This window comes from Thermomonospora catenispora, assembly GCF_006363815.1.
Lineage (GTDB): Bacteria > Actinomycetota > Actinomycetes > Streptosporangiales > Streptosporangiaceae > Thermomonospora > Thermomonospora catenispora.
This window is the reverse complement of sequence record NZ_RRYT01000002.1, coordinates 1-23,854: the sequence shown is the minus strand read 5'-3', so window position 1 is coordinate 23,854 and position 23,854 is coordinate 1. Positions and strand designations below refer to the sequence as shown.

General features: G+C 73.4%; 27 protein-coding genes and 1 tRNA gene. 13 read left to right on the top strand and 15 right to left on the bottom strand.

All coding sequences use genetic code 11. The features are described from left to right. The first annotated feature begins 22 nt into the window (after positions 1–22). The 4 genes from EIO00_RS01910 (at position 23) to EIO00_RS01895 (ending at position 4,411) form a co-directional block, all read left to right on the top strand. Positions 23–1,216, top strand: a complete 1,194-nt coding sequence (locus tag EIO00_RS01910; protein WP_140175130.1) for an amino acid deaminase/aldolase — start codon at positions 23–25, stop codon at positions 1,214–1,216. Between the two features lie 20 nt (positions 1,217–1,236). Then, the gene (locus EIO00_RS01905) at positions 1,237–1,938 is read left to right on the top strand and encodes an SIMPL domain-containing protein (RefSeq protein ID WP_140175128.1); all 702 of its coding nucleotides are present in this window, start codon (positions 1,237–1,239) and stop codon (positions 1,936–1,938) included. Between the two features lie 85 nt (positions 1,939–2,023). Then, complete coding sequence (locus tag EIO00_RS01900; protein ID WP_140175126.1) at positions 2,024–3,118, top strand: carbohydrate kinase family protein; 1,095 nt, start codon at positions 2,024–2,026, stop codon at positions 3,116–3,118. A gap of 9 nt (positions 3,119–3,127) precedes the next feature. Further along, positions 3,128–4,411, top strand: coding sequence for a family 4 glycosyl hydrolase (locus EIO00_RS01895; RefSeq protein ID WP_241661055.1), 1,284 nt, complete (start codon positions 3,128–3,130; stop codon positions 4,409–4,411). Between the two features lie 161 nt (positions 4,412–4,572). Here EIO00_RS01895 and EIO00_RS01890 read toward each other — a convergent pair whose 3' ends face one another. Next, the gene (locus tag EIO00_RS01890; protein WP_140175124.1) at positions 4,573–4,890 is read right to left on the bottom strand and encodes a DUF3618 domain-containing protein; all 318 of its coding nucleotides are present in this window, start codon (positions 4,888–4,890) and stop codon (positions 4,573–4,575) included. A 282-nt stretch (positions 4,891–5,172) separates the two neighbouring features. Here EIO00_RS01890 and bcp point away from each other — a divergent pair, with 282 nt between their 5' ends. The 5 genes from bcp to EIO00_RS01865 all read left to right on the top strand — a co-directional run bounded on the left by bcp (position 5,173) and on the right by EIO00_RS01865 (position 9,182). Continuing rightward, positions 5,173–5,640: a thioredoxin-dependent thiol peroxidase gene (gene bcp, locus EIO00_RS01885; protein WP_140175122.1), complete on the top strand. Its 468-nt coding sequence runs from the start codon at positions 5,173–5,175 to the stop codon at positions 5,638–5,640. 473 nt (positions 5,641–6,113) lie between these two features. Next, positions 6,114–6,188 (top strand) — tRNA-Leu (locus EIO00_RS01880). A 227-nt stretch (positions 6,189–6,415) separates the two neighbouring features. Beyond that, positions 6,416–7,363: an MEDS domain-containing protein gene (locus tag EIO00_RS01875; protein ID WP_140175120.1), complete on the top strand. Its 948-nt coding sequence runs from the start codon at positions 6,416–6,418 to the stop codon at positions 7,361–7,363. Beyond that, on the top strand, positions 7,360–8,259 hold the full coding sequence (locus EIO00_RS01870) for a sensor histidine kinase (protein ID WP_140175118.1): 900 nt from the start codon (positions 7,360–7,362) through the stop codon (positions 8,257–8,259). Before EIO00_RS01875 ends, EIO00_RS01870 begins: the two co-directional genes overlap by 4 nt. Positions 8,260–8,405: 146 nt before the next feature. Next, positions 8,406–9,182 carry an STAS domain-containing protein gene (locus tag EIO00_RS01865; protein ID WP_161602628.1) on the top strand — a complete coding sequence of 259 codons (777 nt, stop codon included), beginning with the start codon at positions 8,406–8,408 and terminating at the stop codon, positions 9,180–9,182. Between the two features lie 88 nt (positions 9,183–9,270). On the opposite strand, the gene EIO00_RS01860 is transcribed toward EIO00_RS01865, so the two are convergent. Genes EIO00_RS01860 through rph form a run of 3 tightly spaced genes read right to left on the bottom strand, consistent with a single transcriptional unit; the run spans position 9,271 to position 11,034 of the window. After that, a complete protein-coding gene (locus EIO00_RS01860) occupies positions 9,271–9,690 on the bottom strand; it encodes a 50S ribosomal protein L7/L12 (protein ID WP_161602627.1) in 420 nt (139 codons plus the stop codon). Positions 9,691–9,700: 10 nt separating this feature from the next. Further along, positions 9,701–10,318, bottom strand: a complete 618-nt coding sequence (gene rdgB, locus EIO00_RS01855) for an RdgB/HAM1 family non-canonical purine NTP pyrophosphatase (RefSeq protein ID WP_140175112.1) — start codon at positions 10,316–10,318, stop codon at positions 9,701–9,703. Then, entirely contained in the window at positions 10,315–11,034 is a 720-nt protein-coding gene (rph, locus tag EIO00_RS01850; RefSeq protein ID WP_140175110.1) for a ribonuclease PH, read from the bottom strand. Before rph ends, rdgB begins: the two co-directional genes overlap by 4 nt. Before the next feature lie 184 nt (positions 11,035–11,218). On the opposite strand from rph, the gene EIO00_RS01845 reads away from it, so the two are divergent. Next, positions 11,219–11,713, top strand: a complete 495-nt coding sequence (locus EIO00_RS01845) for a CYTH domain-containing protein (RefSeq protein ID WP_140175108.1) — start codon at positions 11,219–11,221, stop codon at positions 11,711–11,713. A gap of 152 nt (positions 11,714–11,865) precedes the next feature. Here EIO00_RS01845 and EIO00_RS01840 read toward each other — a convergent pair whose 3' ends face one another. The 9 genes from EIO00_RS01840 to clpS all read right to left on the bottom strand — a co-directional run bounded on the left by EIO00_RS01840 (position 11,866) and on the right by clpS (position 18,354). Continuing rightward, complete coding sequence (locus EIO00_RS01840; RefSeq protein WP_140175106.1) at positions 11,866–12,615, bottom strand: MBL fold metallo-hydrolase; 750 nt, start codon at positions 12,613–12,615, stop codon at positions 11,866–11,868. A 30-nt stretch (positions 12,616–12,645) separates the two neighbouring features. Further along, a complete protein-coding gene (murI, locus tag EIO00_RS01835; protein WP_140175104.1) occupies positions 12,646–13,458 on the bottom strand; it encodes a glutamate racemase in 813 nt (270 codons plus the stop codon). 96 nt (positions 13,459–13,554) lie between these two features. Then, positions 13,555–14,355, bottom strand: a complete 801-nt coding sequence (locus EIO00_RS01830) for a thioesterase family protein (protein ID WP_140175102.1) — start codon at positions 14,353–14,355, stop codon at positions 13,555–13,557. Positions 14,356–14,603: 248 nt separating this feature from the next. Then, positions 14,604–15,302, bottom strand: coding sequence for a nucleotidyl transferase AbiEii/AbiGii toxin family protein (locus EIO00_RS01825; protein WP_140175100.1), 699 nt, complete (start codon positions 15,300–15,302; stop codon positions 14,604–14,606). Between the two features lie 81 nt (positions 15,303–15,383). After that, positions 15,384–16,331 (bottom strand): PLP-dependent cysteine synthase family protein, encoded by a 948-nt coding sequence (locus EIO00_RS01820; RefSeq protein ID WP_140175098.1) that lies wholly within the window; start codon positions 16,329–16,331, stop codon positions 15,384–15,386. Next, complete coding sequence (locus tag EIO00_RS01815) at positions 16,331–16,612, bottom strand: MoaD/ThiS family protein (protein ID WP_140175096.1); 282 nt, start codon at positions 16,610–16,612, stop codon at positions 16,331–16,333. The genes EIO00_RS01820 and EIO00_RS01815 overlap by 1 nt, the downstream gene beginning before the upstream one ends. A 388-nt stretch (positions 16,613–17,000) precedes the next feature. After that, on the bottom strand, positions 17,001–17,420 hold the full coding sequence (locus EIO00_RS01810) for a M67 family metallopeptidase (protein WP_140175094.1): 420 nt from the start codon (positions 17,418–17,420) through the stop codon (positions 17,001–17,003). 25 nt (positions 17,421–17,445) lie between these two features. Continuing rightward, on the bottom strand, positions 17,446–17,979 hold the full coding sequence (locus EIO00_RS01805) for a DUF2017 domain-containing protein (RefSeq protein WP_140175092.1): 534 nt from the start codon (positions 17,977–17,979) through the stop codon (positions 17,446–17,448). A gap of 81 nt (positions 17,980–18,060) precedes the next feature. Beyond that, positions 18,061–18,354, bottom strand: a complete 294-nt coding sequence (gene clpS / locus EIO00_RS01800) for an ATP-dependent Clp protease adapter ClpS (protein WP_140175090.1) — start codon at positions 18,352–18,354, stop codon at positions 18,061–18,063. A 50-nt stretch (positions 18,355–18,404) separates the two neighbouring features. Between clpS and EIO00_RS01795 the strand changes: the two genes are divergently transcribed. The 3 genes from EIO00_RS01795 (at position 18,405) to EIO00_RS01785 (ending at position 20,929) form a co-directional block, all read left to right on the top strand. Further along, positions 18,405–19,757 carry a nicotinate phosphoribosyltransferase gene (locus EIO00_RS01795; RefSeq protein WP_175596094.1) on the top strand — a complete coding sequence of 451 codons (1,353 nt, stop codon included), beginning with the start codon at positions 18,405–18,407 and terminating at the stop codon, positions 19,755–19,757. 72 nt (positions 19,758–19,829) lie between these two features. Next, a complete protein-coding gene (locus tag EIO00_RS01790; protein ID WP_140175086.1) occupies positions 19,830–20,408 on the top strand; it encodes a nicotinamidase in 579 nt (192 codons plus the stop codon). Next, positions 20,405–20,929: a gluconokinase gene (locus tag EIO00_RS01785; protein WP_241661054.1), complete on the top strand. Its 525-nt coding sequence runs from the start codon at positions 20,405–20,407 to the stop codon at positions 20,927–20,929. The genes EIO00_RS01790 and EIO00_RS01785 overlap by 4 nt, the downstream gene beginning before the upstream one ends. A gap of 84 nt (positions 20,930–21,013) precedes the next feature. Here the strand turns inward: EIO00_RS01785 and EIO00_RS01780 are convergent, their stop codons facing one another. Both EIO00_RS01780 and EIO00_RS01775 read right to left on the bottom strand, forming a co-directional pair. Beyond that, entirely contained in the window at positions 21,014–22,768 is a 1,755-nt protein-coding gene (locus EIO00_RS01780) for a DEAD/DEAH box helicase (RefSeq protein ID WP_140175392.1), read from the bottom strand. A 197-nt stretch (positions 22,769–22,965) separates the two neighbouring features. Then, positions 22,966–23,854 (bottom strand): zinc metalloprotease (locus tag EIO00_RS01775; RefSeq protein ID WP_338325899.1); only part of this gene is annotated, 889 nt, incomplete at its 5' end.

Sequence of the window (23,854 nt, the reverse complement as noted above, 5' to 3'; positions counted from 1 at the left end):
GTCGCTCCGGCAGGATGACCCCATGAACCTCCGCAAGCGGTACGACACCGCCACCGCCGCGTTGCCCGCCCCGCTGGCGATCGTCGACCTTGAGGCGTTCCGCGCCAACGCCGCCGACCTGGTCCGCAGGGCGGCGGGCAAGCCGATCCGGGTGGCCAGCAAGTCGGTGCGGTGCCGGGCGCTGCTGGCCGAGGTGCTGGCCATGGACGGCTTCGCCGGGATCATGGCGTTCACGCTGCCCGAGGCGCTGTGGCTGGCCGACGAGCGGATGAGCGAGGACATCCTGGTCGCCTACCCCACCGCCGACGAGGCCGCGCTGGCCCGGCTGGCGGCCGACGAGCACGCGCGGAACGTCGTCACCGTGATGATCGACTCCCCCGAGCACCTGGCGATGATCGAACGCGCCGCCGGCGACGCCGGCGGCCCGATCCGGGTGTGCATGGACATCGACGCCGGCTACCGGCTGCTGGGCGGCCGGATCCGGATCGGGGCGCGCCGCTCCCCCATCCACGATCCCCGACAGGCCGCCGCGTTCGCCGCCCGCATCGTCCGATGCCCCGCGGTGCGGCTGGTCGGGCTGATGGCGTACGAGGCGCAGATCGCCGGAGTGGGCGACGAGCCGCCGGGCAACCCCCTCCGCGGCGCGGCGATCAAGGCGATGCAGGCCCGCTCCCGGCTGGAGCTGGCCCGCCGCCGCGCCGCCGTCGTGCGGGCGGTCCGTGAGGTGGCGCCGGACCTGGAGTTCGTCAACGGCGGCGGCACCGGCAGCGTGGAGAAGACCGCCGCCGAACGCGCGGTCACCGAGGTCGCCGCGGGCTCCGGGCTCTACCAGCCGCATCTGTTCGACCACTACAGCAACTTCACCGGTCGGCCCGCCGCGCTCTTCGCCCTCCCGGTGGTGCGGCGCCCCGGACCCGGTGTGGTGACCTGCCTGGGCGGCGGCTATCTGGCCTCCGGTCCCGCCGACCGGCTCCGGCTGCCCCAGCCGTACCTGCCGACAGGGCTGTCGTACGACCCCAACGAGGGCGCGGGCGAGGTGCAGACCCCGTTGCTGGGGGCCGCGGCCGACGAGCTGTCCATCGGGGACCGCGTCTGGTTCCGCCACACCAAGGCGGGCGAGCTGTGCGAACGCTTCGACGTGCTGCACCTGGTGGAGGGGGACGCGGTGGTGAGGACGGTGCCGACCTATCGCGGAGAGGGCCGCACCTTCCTGTGAACGGTCCCTAGATTGGGGACATGACCCGACAGCCCGTCCGACAGCCCGTCCGACAGTCCGTCCCGCCGCCCGTCATCAGCGTCCGGGGGGAGGCGGTCCTGGAGGCCGACCCGGAGATCGCCCATCTGTCGGTCCACGTCCACTCCAAGGACGACGACCGCCGCAAGGCCCTCGACCGGCTCACCGCGGGCAACCGCCGCTGCCTGGAGCTGATCCGCTCCTACGGGGACGCGATCGAGAAGCTGGAGACCGGCGCGCTCACCATCACCCCGGTGCTCAGGTCCGGGCGCCGCGAGGGCGACGTCCACCACTACCGGGGCGCCGTGTGGATCAAGGTGACGGTGCAGGACCTGTCGATCCTCGGGGAGCTGGTCACCCGGCTGGGCGGCCTGGAGCGCACCCGGGTGGACGGCCCGTACTGGGCGCTGCGCCACGACAGCGAGGTCTACGCCGAGGCGGCCCGGCGGGCCGTGCACCAGGCGGTGCGCCGGGCCCGCGGTTACGCCGAGGCGCTGGGCTGCGAGCTGACCGGGCTGGTGGAGCTGGCCGACGAGGGGCTGGGATCGCGCGGCGTCGAGGTGCCGCGGGCGGTGCCGATGGCGGCCTACGAGGCGGTGGGCGCCGCCGCGGAGCCCGCCCCGCTGGACCTGGAGCCGCAGACGCAGACGGTCAGCGCCGCCGTAGAGGCCAAGTTCACCGTCAGCATGCCTTCGTTCGACTGACGATTCCCGCGCGTCCGCCGAGTATGGTCGGTGGATCGGCCGGAATCGCGACCCGGGGTCGGAGTGCCTCGGACGGGAGGTTCCGATGGGCGCACCGAACTCGACGGCACCGCGGGCGGCGTCGTTCGACGGCCCCTGCGCCGGGCAGGACCCCGCCGGGCGGCGACCGGCCTTCGGCGGCGAGGAGCTGGACGTCTTCCTGGCCGGCCGGGTGTTCATGGACATGATCTTCACGGGGCTGCCCGGCCTGCCGCCCCCCGGCACCGAGCTGGTCAGCGACGGGCTCGGCTCGGCCCCCGGCGGCATCGCCAACATCGCGGTGGCGATGAGCCGGCTCGGGCTGCGCACCGGGCTGGCCACCGCGATCGGCGACGACATGTTCGGCGCCTACCTGTGGCGGACCCTCTCGGAGCAGGAGGGCGTCGACCTCACCTGGTCGCACCGGCCGGCCGGCTGGCCCACCCCGGTCACGGTGTCGCTGGCCTACGACTCCGACCGCAGCATGGTCACCTACGCCCGGCCCATGCCCGGCATCGACGAGCTGGTCACCGTCCCGCCGCGCGCCGCCACCTGCTTCATCGGCATCGACCGGCCGGTCCCGGCGTGGGCGGCGGAGATGCGCCGGGCCGGGACGCTGGTGTTCGCCGACGTGGGCTGGGACCCCACCGAGACCTGGTCCACCGACGTGCTGGACCGGCTTGCCGAGGTCGACGTGTTCCTGCCGAACGCGGTCGAGGCGATGGCCTACACCCGCACCCGGCGGCCCGTCGACGCGCTGGAGAGGCTGGCGCCGCGCGTTCCGGTGGTGGTGGTCAAGCAGGGCGCCCAAGGCGCCATCGCCGTCGACTCCACCACCGGGGAGCGCGCCTGGGCGCCCGCGCTGCCGGTGGAGCCGCTGGACACCACCGGGGCCGGGGACGTGTTCGCCGCCGGGTTCGTGTTCGGCACGCTGGCCGGATGGCCGCTGCTGCACCGGCTCCGGTTCGCCAACCTGTGCGCCGGGCTGTCGGTGCGGCACCACAGCGGATCGCTGGGCGCGCCCTGCTGGGGGGACATCGCCGCGTTCGGGGAGACCTCCGAGGTGCCGCCCGAGGTGCTGGCCGACTATGAGTTCCTCGTCCCGCACATCCCCGACAGCGGGCTCGGATCGGTGACCCGCGCCGAGCCGACACTGCGCTAGGAGAGGCCGGTGAGCGTGAAGATCGCCATCGTGGGGGCCGGCAGCGGCTACATGCCGGGGGTGATCCGCGGGCTGCTGCACCGCGCCGACGACCTGTCCGGGGCGGAGCTGGCGTTCTGCGACATCGACGCCGACCATCTCGCGCTGATGGCCCGGCTGGCCAGGGCCATGTTCGCGGCCCGCGGCGCGGACTTCACCGTGACCGAGCACACCGGGCTGGAGAGCGCCCTGGACGGGGCCTCGTACGTGTTCACCACCTTCCGGCCGGGCGGGATGGCGGCGCGGCATCTGGACGAGGCGATCCCGCTGCGGCACGGCGTGGTGGGGCAGGAGACCGCCGGGCCGGGCGGGTTCCTGATGGCCTGCCGTTCGGTGCCGGTGCTGCTGCGGATCGCCGACCTGGCCGATCCCGGAGCGTGGATCGTCAACTACACCAACCCGACCAACGTCGTCACCGACGCGGTGCTGCGGCACCGGCCCGGCACCCGCATCATCGGGCTGTGCGATCAGCACGTCGGCGACACCGTGATGTGGGCCGAGCTGCTGGGACTGCCGTCGGGCGGGCTGGAGGCGGACTGGATCGGCCTCAACCACGCCACCTGGGCCGAGCGGGTCCGTCTGCACGGCGAGCCGATCGACCTGCCCGCCCGGCTGGCCGAGCTGGAGGTCCCCGACGGCGGCGCGACCCCCTGGCGGGATCCGTCCCGGATGGCGGAGCTGGCCAAGGCGCTCGGCTTCCTGCCGAACTCCTACGCCAAGTACTACTTCTTCCACGACGAGGTGGTCGAGGAGCTGCGCGCCAAGGGCACCACCCGGGCCCAGGACATCCTGGCCATGCTGCCGGCCTACTACGCGTCCATCGCCGCCGAGGCCGCCAAACCCGACCCCGACCCCGGCCGGGAGCGCGGCGGCGGCGAGCACGGCGAGTTCGCGGTCGATGTCATCTGCGCCCTGCACCGCGACGAGCGGCGCCGCGTCATCGTCAACACCAGCAACAACGGCGCGATCTCCTCCCTGGACGACGACGCCGTGGTGGAGGTCCCCGCCGTCGTCGGGCGCGACGGGCCCGTGCCGCTGACCATGGGCCCTCTGCCCGCCCCCGTCCGCGGCCTCACCCAGGCCATCCACGCCTACGAGCGCCTGGCCGCCGACGCCGCCGCCACCGGGGACCGCCGCGTCGCCCTGCAGGCCCTGATGGCCCACCCGTTCGTCCGCAGCAAGCGCACCGCCGAACGCATCCTGCAGGAGGGGCTGGCCGCCCACCGGGCCCATCTCCCCCAGTTCGCGCCCTGACCGCTCCGGCCCTCGGGGCCCGCAGGCCCCTCACGGGCCCCGGCGACGAGGGCGGGCGGCGAGGACGGGGGGACGGGGGCATGAGAAAGCACCGGCCCCGCGACGGGACCGGCGCTGCTGAGATGGGGATCGGTACGGGATCCGGGTCGGCCGGCCGCGGGTCAGCCGCGGCGCCGGCGGCGGCTGCGCCGCCACAGGAGGAACACCGTCACCGCGACCACGGCGCCCACGCCCGCCGCGACGATCCGGCGATCGATCTCCTCCCGCTCCCCCTCCTGCCCGGAGTGCGCCGGAAGCAGCAGCGCGCCCACGGCCGCGGCGGCCTGACCGGCCTCCTCCTTCAGGCGGGTCACGCCGCGCTGGGCGACGTTGCGCGGGTTGACCCGGTCCGCGATCGCGTCGATGGTCTGCGCGAGTTCCCTCCGGGTCGCCTCGATCTCCCTCTCCAGCGCCTCCGGATCGCGGGCTCTGTCAGCCATGCCGTGTCCTTATCGTCCGAACATCCTGCGGCAGTGATCCGTTCAGTGTTGCAGGTGCGGCGGGCGGATGCCGTCCCACCCCTGCCCTCGGCCGTGTCTCCCCCTCCCGTGTCGTCTCTTCCCGGCCTCCCCTCGCCCGCCTCCCCGGTACGGTTGAGGGGACATCCCGCGCCGGGCGACCTCCGGCGCGCCCCATCCGATCGACCGGCCGGAGGGGCCGGGTCCGCGGCCCGCCCGCGGCGCCCGTGCACCCGCCCGGCCGCCATCCGAAAGGCGGAACTGGTGTCCCAGCGGCTGCAGCCCGGTGACGTCGCTCCCGACTTCGAGCTCCTCGACGCCGACGGCGAGCCGGTGTCCCTGGCGTCGCTGCGCGGCAAGCGCGTGATCGTGTACTTCTACCCGGCCGCCATGACCCCCGGCTGCACCAAGGAGGCCGTGGACTTCCGCGACGCCCTCCCCGAGCTGGAGGCGGCCGGCGTCACCGTGGTGGGCGTCTCCCCCGACCCGCCCGCCAAGCTCGCCAAGTTCCGCGACCGCGACGACCTGACCTTCCCGCTGCTGTCCGACCCCGACACCGCCACCATGCGGGCCTATGGCGCCTACGGGGAGAAGAAGCTCTACGGCAAGGTCGTGGTCGGCGTCATCCGCTCCACCTTCGTCATCGACCCCGAGGGCAGAATCGAAAAGGCCTACTACAACGTGAAGGCCACCGGTCATGTCGACCGCCTCCGCAAAGATCTCGGTCTTTGACGACCCGATCGGCGGACTCGGGGAATTGCGGCGCCGCCGTTCCGCGACCCTCGTGCGAAGAAACGCCGCCGCGGTGAGAAGTGCACCGAGGAACTGCTGAGCGAAGCGACCGCGAATTCGGTCAGCATGGTCATCGTGCCGCGTTATGCGGACATTTCTCCGCCTTTGGCGGCCCTTCCGGCCCGGTCGCCGAGCGGGCGAGAGATCCCTGGTCCGCGCCCTGACCGGCCCTCGGCCGCGCCGCTCCGAAAGGCCGCGCCGCGGGGAGGGCCGCCGCAGCGGGCCACCCGCTCCGGCGGGAATGCGGTATCGGCGTGCGCACGGGCGCGTCCTCATCTCCGGGAGCGTCCTTATCCGCGCAGAGCATCGGCGAAGACCGGCGCGGCGAGCGCCCGCGGAATCTCCGATTCCGGCGCGTGAACTGCCGCGCCCGCCCGCGCCCCGCGCTGGTAGGCTTACGGGACGAAAGCAGCGGGGCCGTAGCCCAACCGGTAGGAGGCATGCGGTTTAGGTCCGTAGCAGAGTGAGTTCGAATCTCACCGGCCCCACATCCGGAGGGGCGGCCGCCGGCCGCCCCTTTCTCCCCGCCCCTCCCTCTCCGCCGCCGTCGTCTCCGAGCCCCGCCCTCGGGGCGTTGTGGGCATGTGAAAAACCGGGGCTTCGAGGGGGTCGGAGGGCGGGTCTACGCTGGCCGGGTCGGGGGCGTCCGAGGCGGCCGGCGGCACCTCCGCAGGTCGACCGGGACGCTCGGTCGAGATGTCGGAGCGACGGTGTGATGAACCGTTCTGCCACGGCGACGGGCGAGACGTACTCCGGGCCGGTCCGCGACGAGGGCCTGCTCTCGTTCGAGGGGGTGTTCTTCACCGAGCGCCCGGTGGGGCAGATGCGGCCGGGAGATCACGCCTGGCTGGCGTTCGGCGGGAGCGAGGAGCGGGAACGCGTCGTGGGCGCGTTCGTGACCGCCGGGCTGGCCACCGAGGAGAAAGTCGTTTACGTCACCGACGCCGATCCGCTGAACCTGCCCGGGGTGCGCTGGCCGGGGGGAGCGGACCCTCATGCGTACGTGCGGAGCGGGGCGCTGCGGGTGCTGCCGCGCGAACGGACGTGCCTGAGCGGAGACCGCTTCGACCCCCGACGGCTGCTGGACGCGCTGGGCGAGGAGGTGTCCCGGGCCTTCGGCGAGGGATTCCGGGCGGTGCGGATCACCCTGGACCTCACCTGGGCGACGGCGCACGCCCCCGAGGAGGTCGCCGCGTGCGAGCACGGGCTGGCCGCGGCGGTGTCGCCGAGCACCATGGCCATGGCGATCTGCCAGGTGGACCGGCGGGCGGTGGCGGCGGACCGGCTGGCCGCCCTGCGCGGCGCCCACGAGGTCCTGGCCCGGCCCGATCCGGAGTTCGACGACGGGGTGCTGCGGCTGGTCCGCACGTTCGACCCGCCGGGGCTGCGGCTGGAGGGCGAGCTGGATGCGGCGCGGCACACGGTGTTCGCCGAGCGGCTGGCGCGGGCCGCGGCGGGCCGCCGTCGGGTGCACCTGGACTGCGGGCGACTGCGGTTCATGGATCCGGCCGCGCTGAACGTGCTGGTCCGTCAGGCGATGCGACTGCCGCGCGACGGCCGGCTGGTGCTGGACCGCATGCCCCCGCACCTGGCGCGGATGATCGACGCGGTGGGCTGGGCGCGGCTGCCCGGCCTGGCGCCGGGGCGGAGCGGCGGTCGATGACGGAACCGGCCCTGGAGCACGGCGCGCTGGTCTACGGCGGCCTCGCCGAATACCTGGCCGCGCTGGTGCCGTTCCTGCGGGAGGGGGTGGAGGCGGGGGACGCGGTGTTCGCCGTGGCGCCCGCCGCCCGCCTGGAGGCGTTGCGCGAGGCGCTGGGCCGGGCGGGCGACCGGATCACCTATCTGGAGGCGGAGGCGTTCTACCGATGTCCGGCGCAGACCCTGCGGGACTATGACCGGCTGGTGCGAGCGCACGCGCCGCGCCGGGTCCGGGTGGCGGGCGAACGGCCCTGGCCGGCCGAGGAGCCGTGGGCGCGGGCGGCGGAGTGGACCCGCTGCGAATCGCTGATCAACACGGTGTTCGCCCGCTCGGGCGCCCGGGCGATGTGCGCCTACGACCGCGACGCGGTGAACGCGCGCGTCCTCCGGGAGGCGCGGCGGGCCCACCTGTGGGTGATCGACGGCGGCGCGCCGGAGGACGTCGCGGCCTCCGGCGCCGACCGGCGCCCGTCCCCGCTCGACGTCGACCGCCTGCCGTTCGAGTCGGCGTTCGAGCTGTACCAGGTGCGGCGGTTCGTGACGGCGCGGGCGAGCCGGCACGGGCTGGACGCGGCCCGGCTGGCGGCGCTGGAGACCGCGGTGACCGAGGTGGCCACGAACGCCCTCAAGCACGGCGCCGCTCCGCGAGAGGTGCGGGTGTGGTCCCACGGCGAGGAGTTCCTCTGCGAGGTCGGCGACCACGGTCGCTGGCGGCCGGGCGCGCCGACCGGTCTCCTCCCGCCCGGCTCGGCCCTGGACAGCGGGTTCGGGCTGTGGACGGTGCGGCTGCTGGTGGACGCCGTCCGGGTGCACGCGGACCGGGCCGGCACCCGCGTCCGGCTCGTGATGCGCCGCTGAGCCCCGGTGCACATGCGTTCAGATGGCCGCAAAACCTCCGCATCGAACGGCTGCTCCCGGCGGAAGTCCCCTGCGTACGCTGTTCTCGCTTCGGTGCTATGGCGGTGAGGGGCGAGATGGGCTCTCGTGGGCCGCTGTGCCGGCCGGTGAGCGAGCTGAAACCCGGCGACCACGCCTGGCTAGCGTATCGGGACGAGGACGAACGGCGCCGCGTGACGGAGGCGTTCATCGCCGCGGGATCCGCGAGCGGGGACCGGATCATCCTGCTGGGCGACGTCCGCGTCGAGACGACCGGCGAGGACCGGACGACGTCGCTGCCGTGGGACGCCGAGCCGTCCGCGCTGGAGCGGACGCTGACCGCGGAGGTCGCCGCGGCGGACCGGGCGGGACGGAGCGTACGACTGGTCGCCGATCTGACCGGGGCGCTGCGGGAGCCGGACGGGCTGCCGTCGCTGCTGGAGCGCGAACGCCTCATCGCACGCCTGGTGGGCGCGGGTTCCGCCGTCACCGCGATCTGCCGGTTCGACCGGCGGGCCGGTGCACCGGATCTGCTCGCCGCGGTGCGGGCCGAACATGCGATGCGGGTCGTCGCCGATCCGGTGCTGCGCATCGACCGCACCCGTGATCCGACGGGCCTGGCGCTCGGCGGCGAGCTGGACGCGTCCCGGCACGCGGAGCTGCATCGCGAGCTGTCGAGCCTGCTGGCGTGCTCGGACGGCGGGCCGGTGCATCTGGACCTGGCCGAGCTGGAGTTCATCGACCTCGGCGCCTTGGGGCTGCTGACCGCGGCGGCCGCCCGGCATCCGCGTCGCGGCCCGCTGGTGCTGGACCGCGTGCCAGAGCGCCTGCGCGCGATCATCGAGGCGGTGGGCTGGGACAAGCTGCCCGGGCTGCGGCCGGGCGTTCCGCACCCCGGAGGCTGACCGGTGCGCCCGCCGCGGCGATCCGCCGGCGGACGGGGGCCGCACGCGCGCTCGTCGCAGCGGGCCGAACGGGCGCCGGGCGGGCCGTTCAGTCGAGCGCGTCGAGGAAGCGGACGGCCTCCTCCCGGGTCATGCCGGTCTCGGCCTGGACCAGGGCGAGGGCCGAGTCGCGGTCGCCGGAGTCGCGGAGCGCGCGGACCCGGTCCGACAGCGGGCCGTCCGCGGGAGCGGGCGGACGCGGCACGCGGCCGTCCTTGACGGCGTCGACGTACTCCTTGGCCTCCCGGAGAGACATGCCGGTGTGCTGCCGGACGACCTTGACGGCCCTGATCGGCTCTCCCTTGTCGATCAGCCTCTTGGCCTCGTCCCAGGTCTCGGGCGTGACCGGACGGGGCGTCCGGGACGCCTTGGCCATCGCCATGCCCGCCGGGGCGGCCACCAGCAGCAGCGACAGCACCAGCACCAAAGGCGCGGCGAGCATGGCCGCGACGATCCACAGGGAGTTCATGCCGGCCATGCTAGGCGGTCTTTCCGGTCAGCAGCTCGCCGATGATCGGCGCCAGCCCGCCGAAGGCCTTGCCCCGATGGCTGATGGCGCTCTTCTCCTCCGGCGACAGCTCCGCCAGGGTGCGGCTCTCCCCGTCCGGGACGAAGATCGGGTCGTAGCCGAACCCGCCGGTGCCGCGCGGCGCGTCGATGATCCGCCCGCGCATCCGGCCTTCGACGACCCGTTCGGTGCCGTCGGGCAGCGCCAGCGCCGCCGCGCAGGCGAAGTGCGCGCCGCGTCGCTCGGGGGCCACGTCGGCGAGCTGGTCGAGCACCAGCTCCAGATTGGCGCGGTCCTTGTCGCCGGCGGCGTCGCCGAACCGTCCCGACCAGCGGGCCGACAGCACCCCGGGCATGCCGTTCAACGCGTCCACGCACAGGCCCGAGTCGTCGGCCACCGCCGGCAGCCCGGTGCAGGCGGCGATGGCGCGGGCCTTGAGCAGCGCGTTGCCGGCGAAGGTGGGCTCGGTCTCCGCGACCTCGGGGGCGTCGGGGTACTCCTCCAGCCCGACGACCTCGAACCCGGCGAGGATCCGCCGCAGCTCGGTGATCTTGCCCGCGTTGCGGGTGGCCAGCACGATCCGGGTCACCGCGCCAACGCCTCCTGCTGCAGCCGGGTCAGCTCCCGGCAGCCGTCCAGCGCCAGGTCCAGCAGGGCGTCGAGCTCGGAGCGGTCGAACGGGCGGCCCTCGGCGGTGCCCTGCACCTCCACGAACCGGCCGTCGCCGGTGCACACCACGTTCATGTCGGTGCCGGCCTTGACGTCCTCCTCATAGCACAGGTCCAGGCGGGGCTCGCCGTCGATCACCCCGACGCTGACCGCGGCGATCGAGGCGGTCAGCGGCTCGCCCTTGAGCATGTCCCGCTCGCGCATCCAGGCCACCGCGTCGGCCAGCGCGACGTACGCGCCGGTGATGGCGGCGGTGCGGGTGCCGCCGTCGGCCTGCAGCACGTCGCAGTCGAGCACCACGGTGTTCTCACCGAGCGCCTCGAAGTTCACGCAGGCTCTGATGGACCGGCCAATCAGCCGGGAGATCTCCTGAGTGCGCCCGCCCAGCCGGCCCTTGACGGACTCGCGTTCGCCGCGGGTGTTGGTGGCGCGCGGCAGCATCGCGTATTCGGCGGTCACCCAGCCCAGCCCGCTGTCACGACGCCAGCGGGGCACCGAGTCCTGCACCGAGGCCGCGCACAGCACGCGGGTCGCACCGAACTCGATGAGCACTGAGCCTTCGGCGTGGGCGAGCCAGCCGCGCTGGATGCGCACGGGCCGGAGCTCGTCGGGAGCACGATCGTCAGGACGGGCCATAGCCCTCAACCCTAGTACCGACCGGCGACCGCCCGTCCCGATACGGCGGGAACCCCGGCCGGGCGGCCCGCACCGATGCGCCCCGGACGACCGAATTGAACGAACCGCTTCCGGTTGACACCCTTGCGCCGGAGAGGGCCGACGCCCGGTGTGACACCGCCTCCGGGCGCCCGAGGATTGAGAGGTGTCAGTGCCGCTGGAGATCGAGCGCAAGTTCCTGCTCGCCGCCGCCCCCGACTGGTCGCATCCCGTGCTGCGGGACGCCCGGGTCATCCACTACGAGCAGGTCTATCTCCGGGTCACCGCGACCGAGGAGGTCCGCATCCGACGCGGAACCGACGAGGAGGGCACCCGATACCACCTGGCGCGGCTGTATCGGCTGCAGGACGGGATGCGCACGGTGGAGGAAGAGGAGATCTCCGCGGACGAATACGCCCGGCTGCGAGAACGGCGCGACCCGGCGCGGCAGATCATCGTCAAGGACCGCCGCTGTTTCCGGTGGGGCGGGCTGCTCTTCGAGCTGGACGCGATCCACCGCCCCGTCTCCCGGGCCTGTCATCTGCTGGAGGTCGAGATCGACGATCTCGATCAGCACGTGGAGTTCCCGGACTTCCTGCAGATCGACCGAGAGGTCACCGCGGAGCCCGAGTTCGCCAACGCCGGCATCGCGCTGGGCTGATCGGCGCCGTCGGCGGGGCCGGTCCCCGCGTCGTCGCACGGCGCCCCGACGCCGGTGCGGATCCCCGCCGTCGCCTCACGCCCGCCCCGCGTCGGCGCCGCCGTCCCCTCCGGTCCGGACGGGCGGCGAGAGGCCGGGTCCGCCGGTCCCGGTCACAGGTCGTAGACGGTGCCGACCTGGGCCACCTCGATGGTGCCGGTGAAGCCGCTCATCTTCGCCTCGGCGAGGGTGACGGCGGGGTCGTTCCACGGCAGCAGGTGGGTCAGCACCAGGTGCGCGGCGCCGGCGCGGGCGGCGTGCTCGCCGGCCGTCCGGCCGGTCAGGTGCATGTCGGGGGGGTTCGGGCGGCTCTCCACGAACGCCGCCTCGCACAGGAACAGGTCCGCGTCGCGGGCCAGTTCGACCAACGCGTCGCTCTCCCCGGTGTCCCCGGAATAGGCCAGCACCCGTCCGTTGTGCTCGATCCGCAGGCCGTAGGCCTCGACGGGATGGTTCATCAGCGCGGTGGTGATCCGGAACGGGCCGAGCCGGAAGGGCTCCGGCGGGAACGTCCGGAAGTCGAACGCCACCCCCATGTCCGGGTTGGGCTCCAGCTCGTAGGCCTTGGCCATGTGCTCGGCCGTCCCGTTCGGCCCGTACACCGGGATCTGCGGCGCCCGCCCGAACGGGCAGTAGACGCGCGCGATCCAGTACACCGTCAGATCCAGGCAGTGGTCGGGGTGGAGGTGGGTGATGCAGATCGCGTCGATGTCGAGGACGTCGTGGAAGCGCTGCAGCGAGCCGACCGTGCCGTTGCCGATGTCGAGCAGCAGGGAGAAGCCCTCGGCCTCGACCAGGTAGCCCGAGGCGGGGCTCTCCGGCCCGGGGAAGCTGCCGGAACAGCCGATCACGGTGACCCGCACGATGCCTCCTCCTCCAGTCCGAGGAACTCCTCAGGTCAGGGCGGCGGCGTCCACGACGGCCTCCACCCGGCCGATCTCCGGCCCCAGGAACCGGCGTCCCAGAGCGGCGAAGACCTCCGGATCACCGGTCACGCAGAACCGGTGCTCCGGCGGTGCGCCGCCGGCGGGGCGGGCCAGTCCCTCGTCCTGCAGCACCCGGTACACGTCCTTGGCGGTCTCCTCGGCGCTTGAGACCAGTGTGACCCCGTCTCCGACGACGTAGGAGATGACACCCGTCAAGAGCGGGTAGTGAGTGCACCCCAGGATGAGGGTGTCGCAGCCCGCGTCCATGATCGGCTGGAGATAGGAGCGGGCCACCGCGAGCAGTTCCGGTCCTTGGGTGACCCCCGCCTCCACGAACTCCACGAAGCGCGGGCAGGCCACGCTGGTCAGCTCGATGTGCGGGGCGATGGCGAACGCGTCGTCGTAGGCGCGGCTGGTGACGGTGGCGTGGGTGGCGATCAGCCCCACCCGGTTGTTGGCCGTGGCCCGCACGGCCCGCCGGGCGGCCGGCATGATCACCTCCACGATCGGTACGTCGTACCGTTCGCGGGCATCGCGCAGCATCGCGGCGCTGGCGCTGTTGCAGGCGATGACCAGCATCTTCACGCCTTCGGCGACCAGGCGGTCCAGCATCTGTAGCGCGAAGGCGCGGACTTCGGCGATCGGGCGGGGGCCGTAGGGTTGGCGGGCCGAGTCGCCGAGGTAGAGGATCGGCTCGTCCGGCAGCTGATCGAAAATCGCGCGGGCCACGGTGAGACCGCCGTAGCCGCTGTCGAAGATTCCGATCGGCGCGTTGGACATGGTCACCTAGGCTAGGGGACCGCGCCAGCGCAAAGCGCGTGTTGCGTCGCACATCACAGGTTCACCTGCGCGTTACGCAGGCGAACCCGCGGCGTCTCAACCGTTCTTGCGGCCCACGCGGGCGATCTGGCGGCACTGGGCCACCAGTCGTCCCGCCGAGTCCCACGCCTCGACCTCCTCGTCGAACCAGCCCTCCCGGACCATCCGTCCGCCGCCGTACAGGCTGATCGGGCCGGGGGCGGGCACCGCCCGCATGTGCCAGGTCAGCTCGACGGTGGGGGCCCAGCCCAGCGCCCCGGTGTTGAGCACGACCGGCGGCAGCGCGTCGACCGCCATCGCCAGCAGATACGCGTCGGGCTCGTAGTCGTCGTCGCGCAGCCGGAAGTAGCCGCGCATCTCCAGCCGTCCGCTGGGCTGTCCGTCGAGCCACCCCATGGTGGCCGGATCGAAACGCATGTCCACCCGGTCGGTGAACCCCCGGTCGGTCTCCGAGGGCTGCGGGCCGATGCACTGCTCGATCGGCGGCAGCGGCGGCGGGGCCTCCCCCGCCCAGTCCGGCTCGGCGTCGGCGTCCAACGTCGCGGTGGTCACCTGGGCGTCCACCACCGGGCGTCCCTCCTGCAGCAGGGTGACCCGGGAGACGGTGGCGGTCCGGCCGGTCTTGCGCACCTCGACGGTGATCTCAGCCGGTCCGGGCTTGCTGACGCGCAGGAACGCCGCGCTGGTGGCGACCGGGTGCAGATGCACGGGATCGGCGTCGACCGCGGCGCGCAGCAGCACGGCCATCACATAGCCCCCGTTGAGGGCGCCGGAGATGTCGTATCCGGCGTCCAGGTCGGCGGCGTAACGTCCCTCGGCCAGCTTCTCGACCGTCGTGGCGTCCCGGAACCGGCTCATCGGTACACCTTTCTAGAATCCTGTTCTGATAAGGCACCTTACTCTCCCCCGCCGTCGACGACCCGGCAAGGGGCGCACCCGACCGCGACCGGCCCATGTCCGGCCCCTTCATCGGCCCCTCGCCGGGTCCTCTCCTCCGGCCCTCATCCGGCCGCACGGCCGGCCGTCTCCCCGTCGCACCGGACCCACGACGGGGCGAAGCCGGTGCTCACAGGTCGAAGCCGGTGCTCACAGGTCGAAGCCGGTGCTCACAGGTCGGGGTCGGTGCCGTCCCGCTCGAACGCGGCGTCCTCATACAGCCGCATGGCGATGTCGTGCGCCCACTCGGCCGCGAACCGCTTCACCCGGCGGATCTGGACGTGATCGAGCCCGTACCGCTCGAACTCCGCCTCGGGCATCAGCTCATGACAGGTCAGCCGGTCGGCGAGGCGCTCCAGGCTGAAATCGGGATGGTTGCAGCGCCCCAGCCACTCCAGCCGCTCATAGCCGTACTCGTCCGCCACCGCGGCGACGTCGATCAGATCCCGGGCGACCAGGCGCCCGGCCAGCGCGCCCACCTTCAACCCGATCGCGTCCTCATAGGCCACCACCGGACAGCGGCCGATCAGGACGGGCCGCATCCGCAGCGGCGCCTTGAGCAGATCGACCCTGCACTCCTCGCCGGTCGCGGGATCGGCGACGATCATCCCGAGGTAGGCGTCGCCGTCCGCCTCCCCCGCCCGCACCCGCAGCCCCCGGTCGCGGTAGGCGGCGGCGAGCGCCTCGGCGGCCTCGGGCAGCGACAGCGGAGCGGTGGCGACGAGGTCGACGTTCTCGCTGGGCCGGTCGATCAGACCGTGCGCGCGCAGCGCATGTCCGCCGGCGAGCGCCAGGCAGAACTCGACGCACACGGCCGCACCGGCCTCGATCACCGTGCGTTGCAGGGGATGGTGCAGGGGATCGGTCACCGGGCGGAACCTCGAGCGGTCGTCACGGGACGGCGGTGTCGCCGATGACGACCGCGCGAACCGTGCCGCCGGGCGCGCGGCCTAGGCCCAGAGCTGGCCCTCCAGTCGCGCCTCGGCCTCCTCCAGAGTGCCCTCGTAAGCCCCGGTGGACAGATACTTCCAGCCACCGTCGGCGACGATGAACACGATATCGGCGCGTTCTCCGGCCTTGACCGCCTTACGGGCCATGGCGAGCGCGGCGTGCAGGGCGCCGCCGGTGGAGACGCCGGCGAAGATGCCCTCCTGCTCCAGCAGCTGCCGGGTGCAGTGCAGCGCGTCCCGGGCCCCGACGGAGAACCGGGTGGTCAGCACCGACTCGTCGTACAGCTCGGGAACGAAGCCCTCGTCGAGGTTGCGCAGCCCGTAGACCAGCTCGCCGTACCGGGGCTCGGCCGCCACGATCTTGACGTCCGGGACGTGCTCGCGCAGATAGCGGCCGACCCCCATCAACGTCCCCGTGGTGCCCAGTCCCGCCACGAAGTGGGTGACGGTCGGCAGATCCTCCAGGATCTCCGGCCCGGTGGTCTCGTAGTGCGCCAGCGCGTTGGCCTCGTTGCCGTACTGGTAGAGCATCACCCAGTCGGGATGCTCGGCGGCCAGTCGCTTGGCCACCCGGACCGCCTCGTTGGAGCCGCCCGCCGCGGGCGAGAAGATGATCTTCGCGCCCCACATCTCCAGCAGCTGCCGCCGCTCGGCCGAGGTGTTCTCCGGCATCACGCAGACCATGTTGTAGCCGCGCAGCCGGGCCACCATGGCCAGCGAGATCCCGGTGTTGCCCGAGGTCGGCTCCAGGATCGTGCAGCCCGGGGTGAGCAGGCCCTCCTTCTCGGCCTTGTCGACCATCCACAACGCGGGACGGTCCTTGACCGAGCCGGTCGGGTTGCGGTCCTCCAGCTTGGCCCACAACCGCACCTCCGGGGAGGGCGACAGCCGGGGCAGCCCGACCAGCGGGGTGCGGCCGAGGGAGTCCAGCAGCGAGTCGAAGCGCATTACCGTCGGCCGCCTGCCACCGCGGGCAGCACCGTCACCGTGTCGCCGTCGGAGACCTTGGCCTCGAGCCCGCCGAGGAACCGCACGTCCTCGTCGTTGAGGTACACGTTGACGAACTTGCGCAGCCCCCCCTTGTCGTCCACCAGCCGGTCGCGGAGCCCCGGGTGCCGCGAGTCCAGATCGCTGATGAGCTCATCCAGTGAGCTGCCCTTGCCTTCGACGGACTTGGCCCCGTCGGTGAGATTGCGCAGGATCGTCGGGATCCGGACCTCGATCGCCATCGCGATGCACTCCTTCAAGCGTCATACGGCAGACCCGTGATGCTCAACAGCCGAGCCCACGGGAGGATTCCAAGGCTGGGGCAACGCCTTCAGGAACAGTCGTAGACGACCTCGGCACGGGTGTGCCCGAACAGGAAACTCTGCACAGGCGGGACGAACATGGCCCATATCTTAGGCGCTCGCCCGGCGCGCCCGGCCGACGGGCCGACAGACCTGGCCGTCCGGTCACATCCCGCACGGGACGCGCCCCGGCGGACGACGGGCCCGACGGGCCGCCGGGACCGCGGCGGACGGGGCGCCGCCCGCGCCTCCGCGGACGGCGGATGCGGCACGGCCGCGCGGGCCGCCCGCGGCGGCCCGGATCGGCGAGGGCCTCGCGGCGGGGCGCTCAGTCCTCGTAGGAGTCGACGACCCTGACCTCCTCCTCGGTCACCACGCCGTCGACGATGCGGAACGAACGGAACTCCTCGACCTCGGGGTCGCGGGTGGACACCAGGACGTAGTGGGCGTTGGGCTCGGAGGCGTAGGCGATGTCGGTGCGGGAGGGGTAGGCCTCGGTGGAGGTGTGCGAGTGGTAGATGACGACCGGCTCCTCGTCGTTGTCGTCCATCTCCTTCCACACCCGGAACTGCTCCATGGAGTCGAAGCGATAGAACGTCGGGGAGCGCTCGGCGTTCGTCATCGCGATGAACCGGGTGGGCCGGTCACTGCCCGCCGGACCGGCCACCACCCCGCACGCCTCGTCGGGGTGGTCGGCGCGCGCATGCGCAACGATCTTGTCATACAGGGCCCGCTCGATCGTCAGCATGACCCGAAGGCTACCCGCCCCCTCCTCACCACAGCGCGCGGACCAGCTGCTCCTGGAGCATGGTCAGCCAGTCGTAGGCGGCGTAGTGGGGGAAACGGGGGTCGTCGGGGTCCATCTCGGCGACCTTGTCGTACCACTCCTCGGTGATCTCCAGCCGGGTGCCGAGCGCCAGCCGCACGTCATTGAGGGCGCGCAGCCACGCCTGCGCCTGCTCGGCGTCCAGCAGCACCCGCTCGCCGGGGCGCAGGGTGGCCAGCACCACCCCCGCGGCCTCCCGCTTGCCGTCCCGCAGCCCCGCCTCGGTGTAGCGGCGGAACTCCCGGGCCGCCTCGTCGTCGTCGGCGTATCCGTCGGGGAACAGCCGGGCCAGCACGGGGTCGTCGGGCTTGACGGCGTTCTCGGAGATGCCCAGCGCGGCGGCCAGCGGGTCGCCCCCGGCGGACCCCCCGGGCTCCTCCAGCAGCGCCAGCAGCTGCTCGACCAGCGCGCGGACCAGCGCCGCCTCCTCGGCCTCCAGCCGCAGCCGGACCCCCTCGGCCGCCCGCGCGACCTCGCTCATGCGTGCTCCTCACGGGTTCGCGACGGGCGCGACGACGCCGCCCGTCGCGGGGGGACGGGCCCCCGACGCGACGACCGCGGCTCACTCATCGCGCTTGACGGTGGCCCACAGGCCGTAGGAGTGCAGGATCTCGACGTCGCGCTCCATCTCCTCGCGGGTGCCGCTGGCCACCACGGCCTTGCCCTTGTGGTGCACGTCGAGCATCAGCTTCTCGGCCTTGGCCCGGGGATATCCGAAGACGGTCTGGAACACGTAGGTCACATACGACATCAGGTTGATCGGGTCGTTCCAGACGATCGCCAGCCACGGCAGGTCGGGCCGCTGGTCCTCCTCGGACCTGGGCCGATCCAGCTCGACCGGCGCGGGCGCGGTCATCTCGGATCTCCCTCCAGATGTGCTCTCCGAACGAGTCAGCCTGCTCATCCATGGTGCACACACCTGTCCGTAGTCTTCCACTCGTGGAGTTTGACAACAGTACGGCGCTGCTCACCGATCGCTACGAGCTGACGATGGTGCAGGCGTCCCTGCGCAGCGGCACCGCCGGCCGGCGCGCGGTGTTCGAGGTGTTCGCCCGGCGGCTGCCGGAGGGCCGCCGGTACGGGGTGGTGGCCGGCACGGGCCGGGTGCTGGACGCGCTCGAGCGGTTCCGGTTCGGCGACGCGGAGCTGGAGTGGCTGACCCGGAACGGCGTCGTGGACGGTCCCACCGCCGAATGGCTGGCCGACTTCCGGTTCTCCGGCGACATCTGGGGCTACCCCGAGGGCGAGTGCTATTTCCCGGAATCGCCGATCATGGTGGTGGAGGCGCCGTTCGCCGAAGCCGTCCTGCTGGAGACGATGGTCTTGTCGATCCTCAACCACGACTGCGCCATCGCCTCGGCGGCCTCCCGGATGGTCAACGCCGCGGCCGGCCGCCCGCTGATCGAGATGGGCGCCCGGCGCACCCACGAGGGCGCGGCCGTCGCCGCCGCCCGCGCCGCCTATCTGGCGGGCTTCGCCACCACCTCCGACCTGGAGGCGGGCCGGCGGTACGGGGTGCCCACCGCGGGGACCGCCGCGCACGCCTTCACCCTGCTGCACGACAACGAACGGCACGCCTTCCGGGCCCAGCTGGACGCGCTCGGCGAGGGCACCACCCTGCTGGTCGACACCTATGACGTGGAACGCGCCGTGCGCACCGCGGTGGAGCTGGCCGGCCCGTCGCTGGGGGCGGTGCGGATCGACAGCGGCGACCTGGCGGCGGTGGCCCGGCGGACCCGCGAGCTGCTGGACTCCCTGGGCGCGACGGAGACCCGGATCGTGGTGACCGGCGACCTGGACGAGTACGGCATCGCCGCGCTGGCCGCCGCGCCCGTCGACGTGTACGGGGTCGGCACCAAGCTGGTCACCGGGTCGGGCGCGCCCACCGCGTCGCTGGTCTACAAGCTGGTGGCGCGCGCCGACTCGACCGACCCCGCCGCCCCGCTGCGCCCGGTCGCCAAGCGCTCGGCGGGCAAGCCGACCCGCGCGGGGCGCAAGTCGGCGCTGCGCCGGCTGGACGGCCACGGCGTGGCCTGCGCCGAGATCGTCTCGATCGGCGAGCCGACCCCCGGCCCGCGCGAACGCCCGCTGCTGGTGCCGTTGGTGCGCGAGGGCGAGGTGGTCGGCCGCGAACCCCTGACGGTCGCCCGGGAACGCCATGCGGCGGCGATCCGTGAGCTGCCGCCCACCGCGCTGCAGCTGTCGGCCGGGGAACCGGCCATTCCCACCGAGTTCGTCAACGGGGGCCTTCGGCCGTGACGCGCCGGGAGGGGGCGTCGGAGGGCTCCGGTCGGGTAGCTTCCGAGGTGATCAGCGTGCGAGGGAGCGATCATGGGCAGGGCACTGGTCATCGTCGATGTGCAGAACGACTTCTGTGAGGGCGGCTCGCTGGCCGTCGCGGGAGGCTCCGACGTGGCGGCGGCCATCTCGGCGCACCTGGCCGAGCAGGGCGACCGATACGCGCACGTCGTGGCGACCCGGGACTTCCACCTGGACCCCGGCGCGCACTTCTCCGACGAACCCGACTACGTCGACAGCTGGCCGCCGCACTGCGTGATCGGCACGCCGGGGGCCGACTTCCATCCGAACCTGTCGCTCGGCCCGATCGAGGCGGTGTTCAGCAAGGGCCGCGACACGGCGGCCTACAGCGGGTTCGAGGGGGCGACCGACGACGGGACGTCCCTGGCGGACTGGCTGCGCCGGCACGAGGTGACCGACGTGGACGTGGTCGGCATCGCCACCGACCACTGCGTGCGGGCCACCGCGATCGACGCCGCCCGCGCCGGGTTCGGCACGAGGGTGCTGCTGGACCTGACGGCCGGGGTGGCGCGGGACACCACCGACCGCGCGCTGGAGCAGATGCGCGACGCGGGCGTCGAGCTGACCGGGACGCCGGTCGTGCGGTCGTGACGGCCCCGCCCCTCGGCCCGCCGGTCATCCTGGTGATGGGCGTGGCGGGCAGCGGCAAGTCCGCCGTCGGCCGGTCGCTGGCCCGGCGGCTCGACCGGGAGTTCGGCGACGCCGACGACCTGCACCCGCCGGCCAACGTGGCCAAGATGAGCCGGGGCGTCCCGCTGACCGACGAAGACCGCCGGCCGTGGCTGCGCGACGTCGCCCGGTGGATCGAGGAGCGGGTGAGCGGGGGCGTTCCGGCCGTGCTGGCCTGCTCGGCGCTCAAACGGTCCTACCGCAGGTCGCTGATCCCCCGGCCGGAGGCGGTGCGACTGGTCCACCTGACGGGCGACCGCGAGCTGATCGCCCGTCGGATGGCGGCCCGCCGGGGGCACTTCTTCGCCCCGGAGCTGCTGGACAGCCAGCTGCGGGACCTGGAGCCGCCGGGGCCCGAGGAGAACCCGATCACGGTGGACGTCGCGCACCCGACCGAGGAGATCGTGCGGCGGATCGTCGCGGCGCTGGCCGCCGCCGGCTGAGCCCGCCCTCGGGGACGCCCGGAGCCCCGTGCTGGCGGCCGCCCCGCCGCGCCCGTCACGTCCCGGAGCGGCCGGGCGGCGGGGTCAGCGGCGCTTGGTCGCCCACTCGCGGATCTTGGCGATCCGCTTGGTCAGGTCCTGGGCGCTGGCCTGCGGGACCGGGGGTCCGCCGCAGGCGGCGCGCAGCTCGTTGTAGATGACGCCGTGCGGCTTGCCGGTGCGGTGGCTCCAGGCGCCGACCAGCCCGTGCAACTGGGTGCGCAGCTCGCGCAGGGTCTCGGCCTCGGTGCGCTGCTCGGCCCGCTCCCGCTCGGCCTCGTCGCCGTTCTTCTTGCGGCGCCGGGCGGCCAGCTGCTCGGCCTGGCGGCGGCGCAGCAGCTGCGCCACCTGGTGGGGCTCCAGCAGGCCCGGGATGCCCAGGTACTCCTCCTCCTCGGCGGATCCGGGCGCGGCGTGGGTGCCGAACTCGCCGCCGTCGTAGAGCACCCGGTCGAACGTGGCGGACGCCTCGACCGTCTCGAACGGCAGCTCCTCCCCCACGTCGGCGGTGTCCCGCCGCCGGTTGGCCTCCTTGAGCAGATCGTCGTCGAGTCCGCCCTCCTCGCGGCGCCGCCGGTCCAGCACATGGTCGCGCTCGGCCTCCATCTGCGCCGCGTGCTCCATCAGCACGGGCACCGAGGGCAGGAACACCGAGGCGGTCTCCCCCCGCCTCCGCGACCGCACGAACCGGCCGACCGCCTGGGCGAAGAACAGCGGCGTGGAGGTGCTGGTGGCGTAGACGCCGACCGCCAGCCGGGGGATGTCCACGCCCTCGGACACCATCCGCACCGCGATCAGCCAGCGGTCGTCGGAGTCGTTGAACTGCTTGATCTTCTTGCTGGCGGTGGGATCGTCCGACAGCACCACGGTGGGGCCCTGCCCGGTGATCGAGCGGAGCAGCCGCGCGTACGCGCGGGCCGCCTCGTGGTCGGTGGCGATCACCAGCCCGCCCGCGTCGGGCATTCCGCGCCGCACCTCGGTGAGCCGCTTGTCGGCGGCGGCGAGCACCTGCTTGATCCAGTCCCCCTTGGGGTCCAGCGCCGCCCGCCACGCCTGCGCCATCTGGTCCTGGGTGAGCGGCTCGCCGAGGGAGGCGGCCAGCTCGTCGCCGGCCCGGGTCCGCCAGCGCATCTCCCCCGCGTACGCCAGGAAGATCACCGGCCGGACCACTCCGTCGGCCAGGGCGGCCCCGTAGCCGTAGGTGTAGTCGGCGCGGCTGCGCCGGACGCCGTCCGGCCCCTCCTCGTACCGCACGAACGGAATGGGGTTGATGTCGGTGCGAAAGGGGGTGCCGGACAGGCCGAGCCGCCGGTGCGCCGGCTCGAACGCCTCGCGGACCGCATCGCCCCACGACAATCCGTCCCCGGCGTGGTGGATCTCGTCCAGGATCACCAGGGTCTTGCGCATCTCGGTGCGATTGCGGTGCAGCGCCGGGCGGGCGGCGATGGTGGCGTAGGTCGCCGCGATGCCGTGGAACTCCTTGCCCACCTTGCCCTGGCCGTTGTGGAACTCCGGGTCGAGCTTGATGCCGACCCGGGCGGCCGACTCGGCCCACTGCCGCTTGAGATGCTCGGTGGGGCACACCACGGTGACCGCGAACACCTCCTTGCGGTCCAGCAACTCCCTGGCCAGCCGCAGCGCGAACGTGGTCTTTCCGGCACCGGGCGTGGCCACGGCGAGGAAGTCGCGCGGGCCGTTGCGGTGCGGTGGCGCGAAGTAGGTCTCCAGCGCCTGTTGCTGCCAGGCGCGCAATGACGACGCGGTCCCCCAGGCCGCTCGCTCAGGGTAGGCAGGGGGCATGCTCGAGGCAGCGAAGGTGCTCACGGTCCCCAGAGGGTACCGAGAGGGCCCGACAGGGGGCGGTGGGGCGCGCGGGGCGGTGCGCCGCACGGGAAGGCCGCCGAGGAGGCACCGGGAGCGCGCCGGGCGGGCGCACCGGACGGGGCGCGCCGCGCCGGCGGCGTGGGGGATCCCCGCCCGCCGGGGCGGGGAGGAGGTCAGCGGCCGGCGGAGCGGAACGCCAGCCAGGCCGCCCGGATCCGCCGGGCCTGGCCGGGGGTGAACTCCCGCATGCACGAGTCCCAGGAGTAGTCCATGAAGTTGTGGATCGGGTCGCTCCCCTCCGCCGGGCAGGTGTCCTTGGCGGCCGGGCAGCCCTCGGTGGGCACCGCCTCGTAGGGGGTGTCGTCCACCCCGTCGCCGGGCGGGTTGCAGCCGTTCTCGAAGGTGTGGAACAGCCCCAGCCAGTGCCCCACCTCGTGCACCGCGGTGTAGCCGTGGTTGTAGTTCTGGTACGGGCCGCCGGGAAGGCTGCGGTAGTCGACGACCACGCCGTCCTCGCCGGGTCGGCTGCGGTAGTTCTGCGGATAGGTGGAAAAGCCCAGGACCTCCACCCCCACCGCCGCTGTGTAGAGGTTGAGGGTGCTCGCGCCGCCGCGGTTGAGGGCGGCCTTCATCCGGCGCTCGTTGACCTGGGGGTTGCGGAACCAGGAGGCGTTCCGGGTGACGTCGTAGCTCACCAGCCGGAACCGCACCCCGGTGTCGGCTCCGCCGGTGCGGCCCGAGTAGGCCCTGTTGAGCACGGCGATCTGGCGCTGCGCGGCGGCGCGCGACACCCGGCCGTCGCGGCCGTCGGTGATGACGTGGAAGCGGACCGGGACCACGATGGAGGCGCGGCGGAAGGAGCGGTCCAGGGCGGCCTCGTCGGCGACGCCGTACCGGGCCAGCAGCTCCCGCCGCAGCTCGGCGAGCATCCGGGCGACCTCGGCGGGACCGAGCACGGAACGGTCGCGCCACAGGACGCGCCCCGCGGACGGATCCGACGGTGCGGCCGGGCGGGCGCGCAGCGCGTGCGCCGGCCGGCCGGCCGCGGCGGGGCCGTGCGCG

Coding starts and splice junctions, on each gene's coding strand:
- EIO00_RS01900 (WP_140175126.1), top strand. CDS start 2,024: ATGGGCGCACCGAACTCGACGGCACCGCGGGCGGCGTCGTTCGACGGC.
- rph (WP_140175110.1), bottom strand. CDS start 11,034: ATGGCCCGTCCTGACGATCGTGCTCCCGACGAGCTCCGGCCCGTGCGC.
- EIO00_RS01780 (WP_140175392.1), bottom strand. CDS start 22,768: ATGCCCCCTGCCTACCCTGAGCGAGCGGCCTGGGGGACCGCGTCGTCA.
- EIO00_RS01875 (WP_140175120.1), top strand. CDS start 6,416: ATGAACCGTTCTGCCACGGCGACGGGCGAGACGTACTCCGGGCCGGTC.
- EIO00_RS01815 (WP_140175096.1), bottom strand. CDS start 16,612: ATGGCGATCGAGGTCCGGATCCCGACGATCCTGCGCAATCTCACCGAC.
- EIO00_RS01910 (WP_140175130.1), top strand. CDS start 23: ATGAACCTCCGCAAGCGGTACGACACCGCCACCGCCGCGTTGCCCGCC.
- EIO00_RS01870 (WP_140175118.1), top strand. CDS start 7,360: ATGACGGAACCGGCCCTGGAGCACGGCGCGCTGGTCTACGGCGGCCTC.
- EIO00_RS01860 (WP_161602627.1), bottom strand. CDS start 9,690: ATGAACTCCCTGTGGATCGTCGCGGCCATGCTCGCCGCGCCTTTGGTG.
- EIO00_RS01890 (WP_140175124.1), bottom strand. CDS start 4,890: ATGGCTGACAGAGCCCGCGATCCGGAGGCGCTGGAGAGGGAGATCGAG.
- clpS (WP_140175090.1), bottom strand. CDS start 18,354: ATGACCGCGCCCGCGCCGGTCGAGCTGGATCGGCCCAGGTCCGAGGAG.
- EIO00_RS01810 (WP_140175094.1), bottom strand. CDS start 17,420: ATGCTGACGATCGAGCGGGCCCTGTATGACAAGATCGTTGCGCATGCG.
- murI (WP_140175104.1), bottom strand. CDS start 13,458: ATGTCCAACGCGCCGATCGGAATCTTCGACAGCGGCTACGGCGGTCTC.
- EIO00_RS01795 (WP_175596094.1), top strand. CDS start 18,405: ATGGTGCACACACCTGTCCGTAGTCTTCCACTCGTGGAGTTTGACAAC.
- EIO00_RS01830 (WP_140175102.1), bottom strand. CDS start 14,355: ATGAGCCGGTTCCGGGACGCCACGACGGTCGAGAAGCTGGCCGAGGGA.
- EIO00_RS01790 (WP_140175086.1), top strand. CDS start 19,830: ATGGGCAGGGCACTGGTCATCGTCGATGTGCAGAACGACTTCTGTGAG.
- EIO00_RS01820 (WP_140175098.1), bottom strand. CDS start 16,331: ATGCGCTTCGACTCGCTGCTGGACTCCCTCGGCCGCACCCCGCTGGTC.
- EIO00_RS01905 (WP_140175128.1), top strand. CDS start 1,237: ATGACCCGACAGCCCGTCCGACAGCCCGTCCGACAGTCCGTCCCGCCG.
- EIO00_RS01805 (WP_140175092.1), bottom strand. CDS start 17,979: ATGAGCGAGGTCGCGCGGGCGGCCGAGGGGGTCCGGCTGCGGCTGGAG.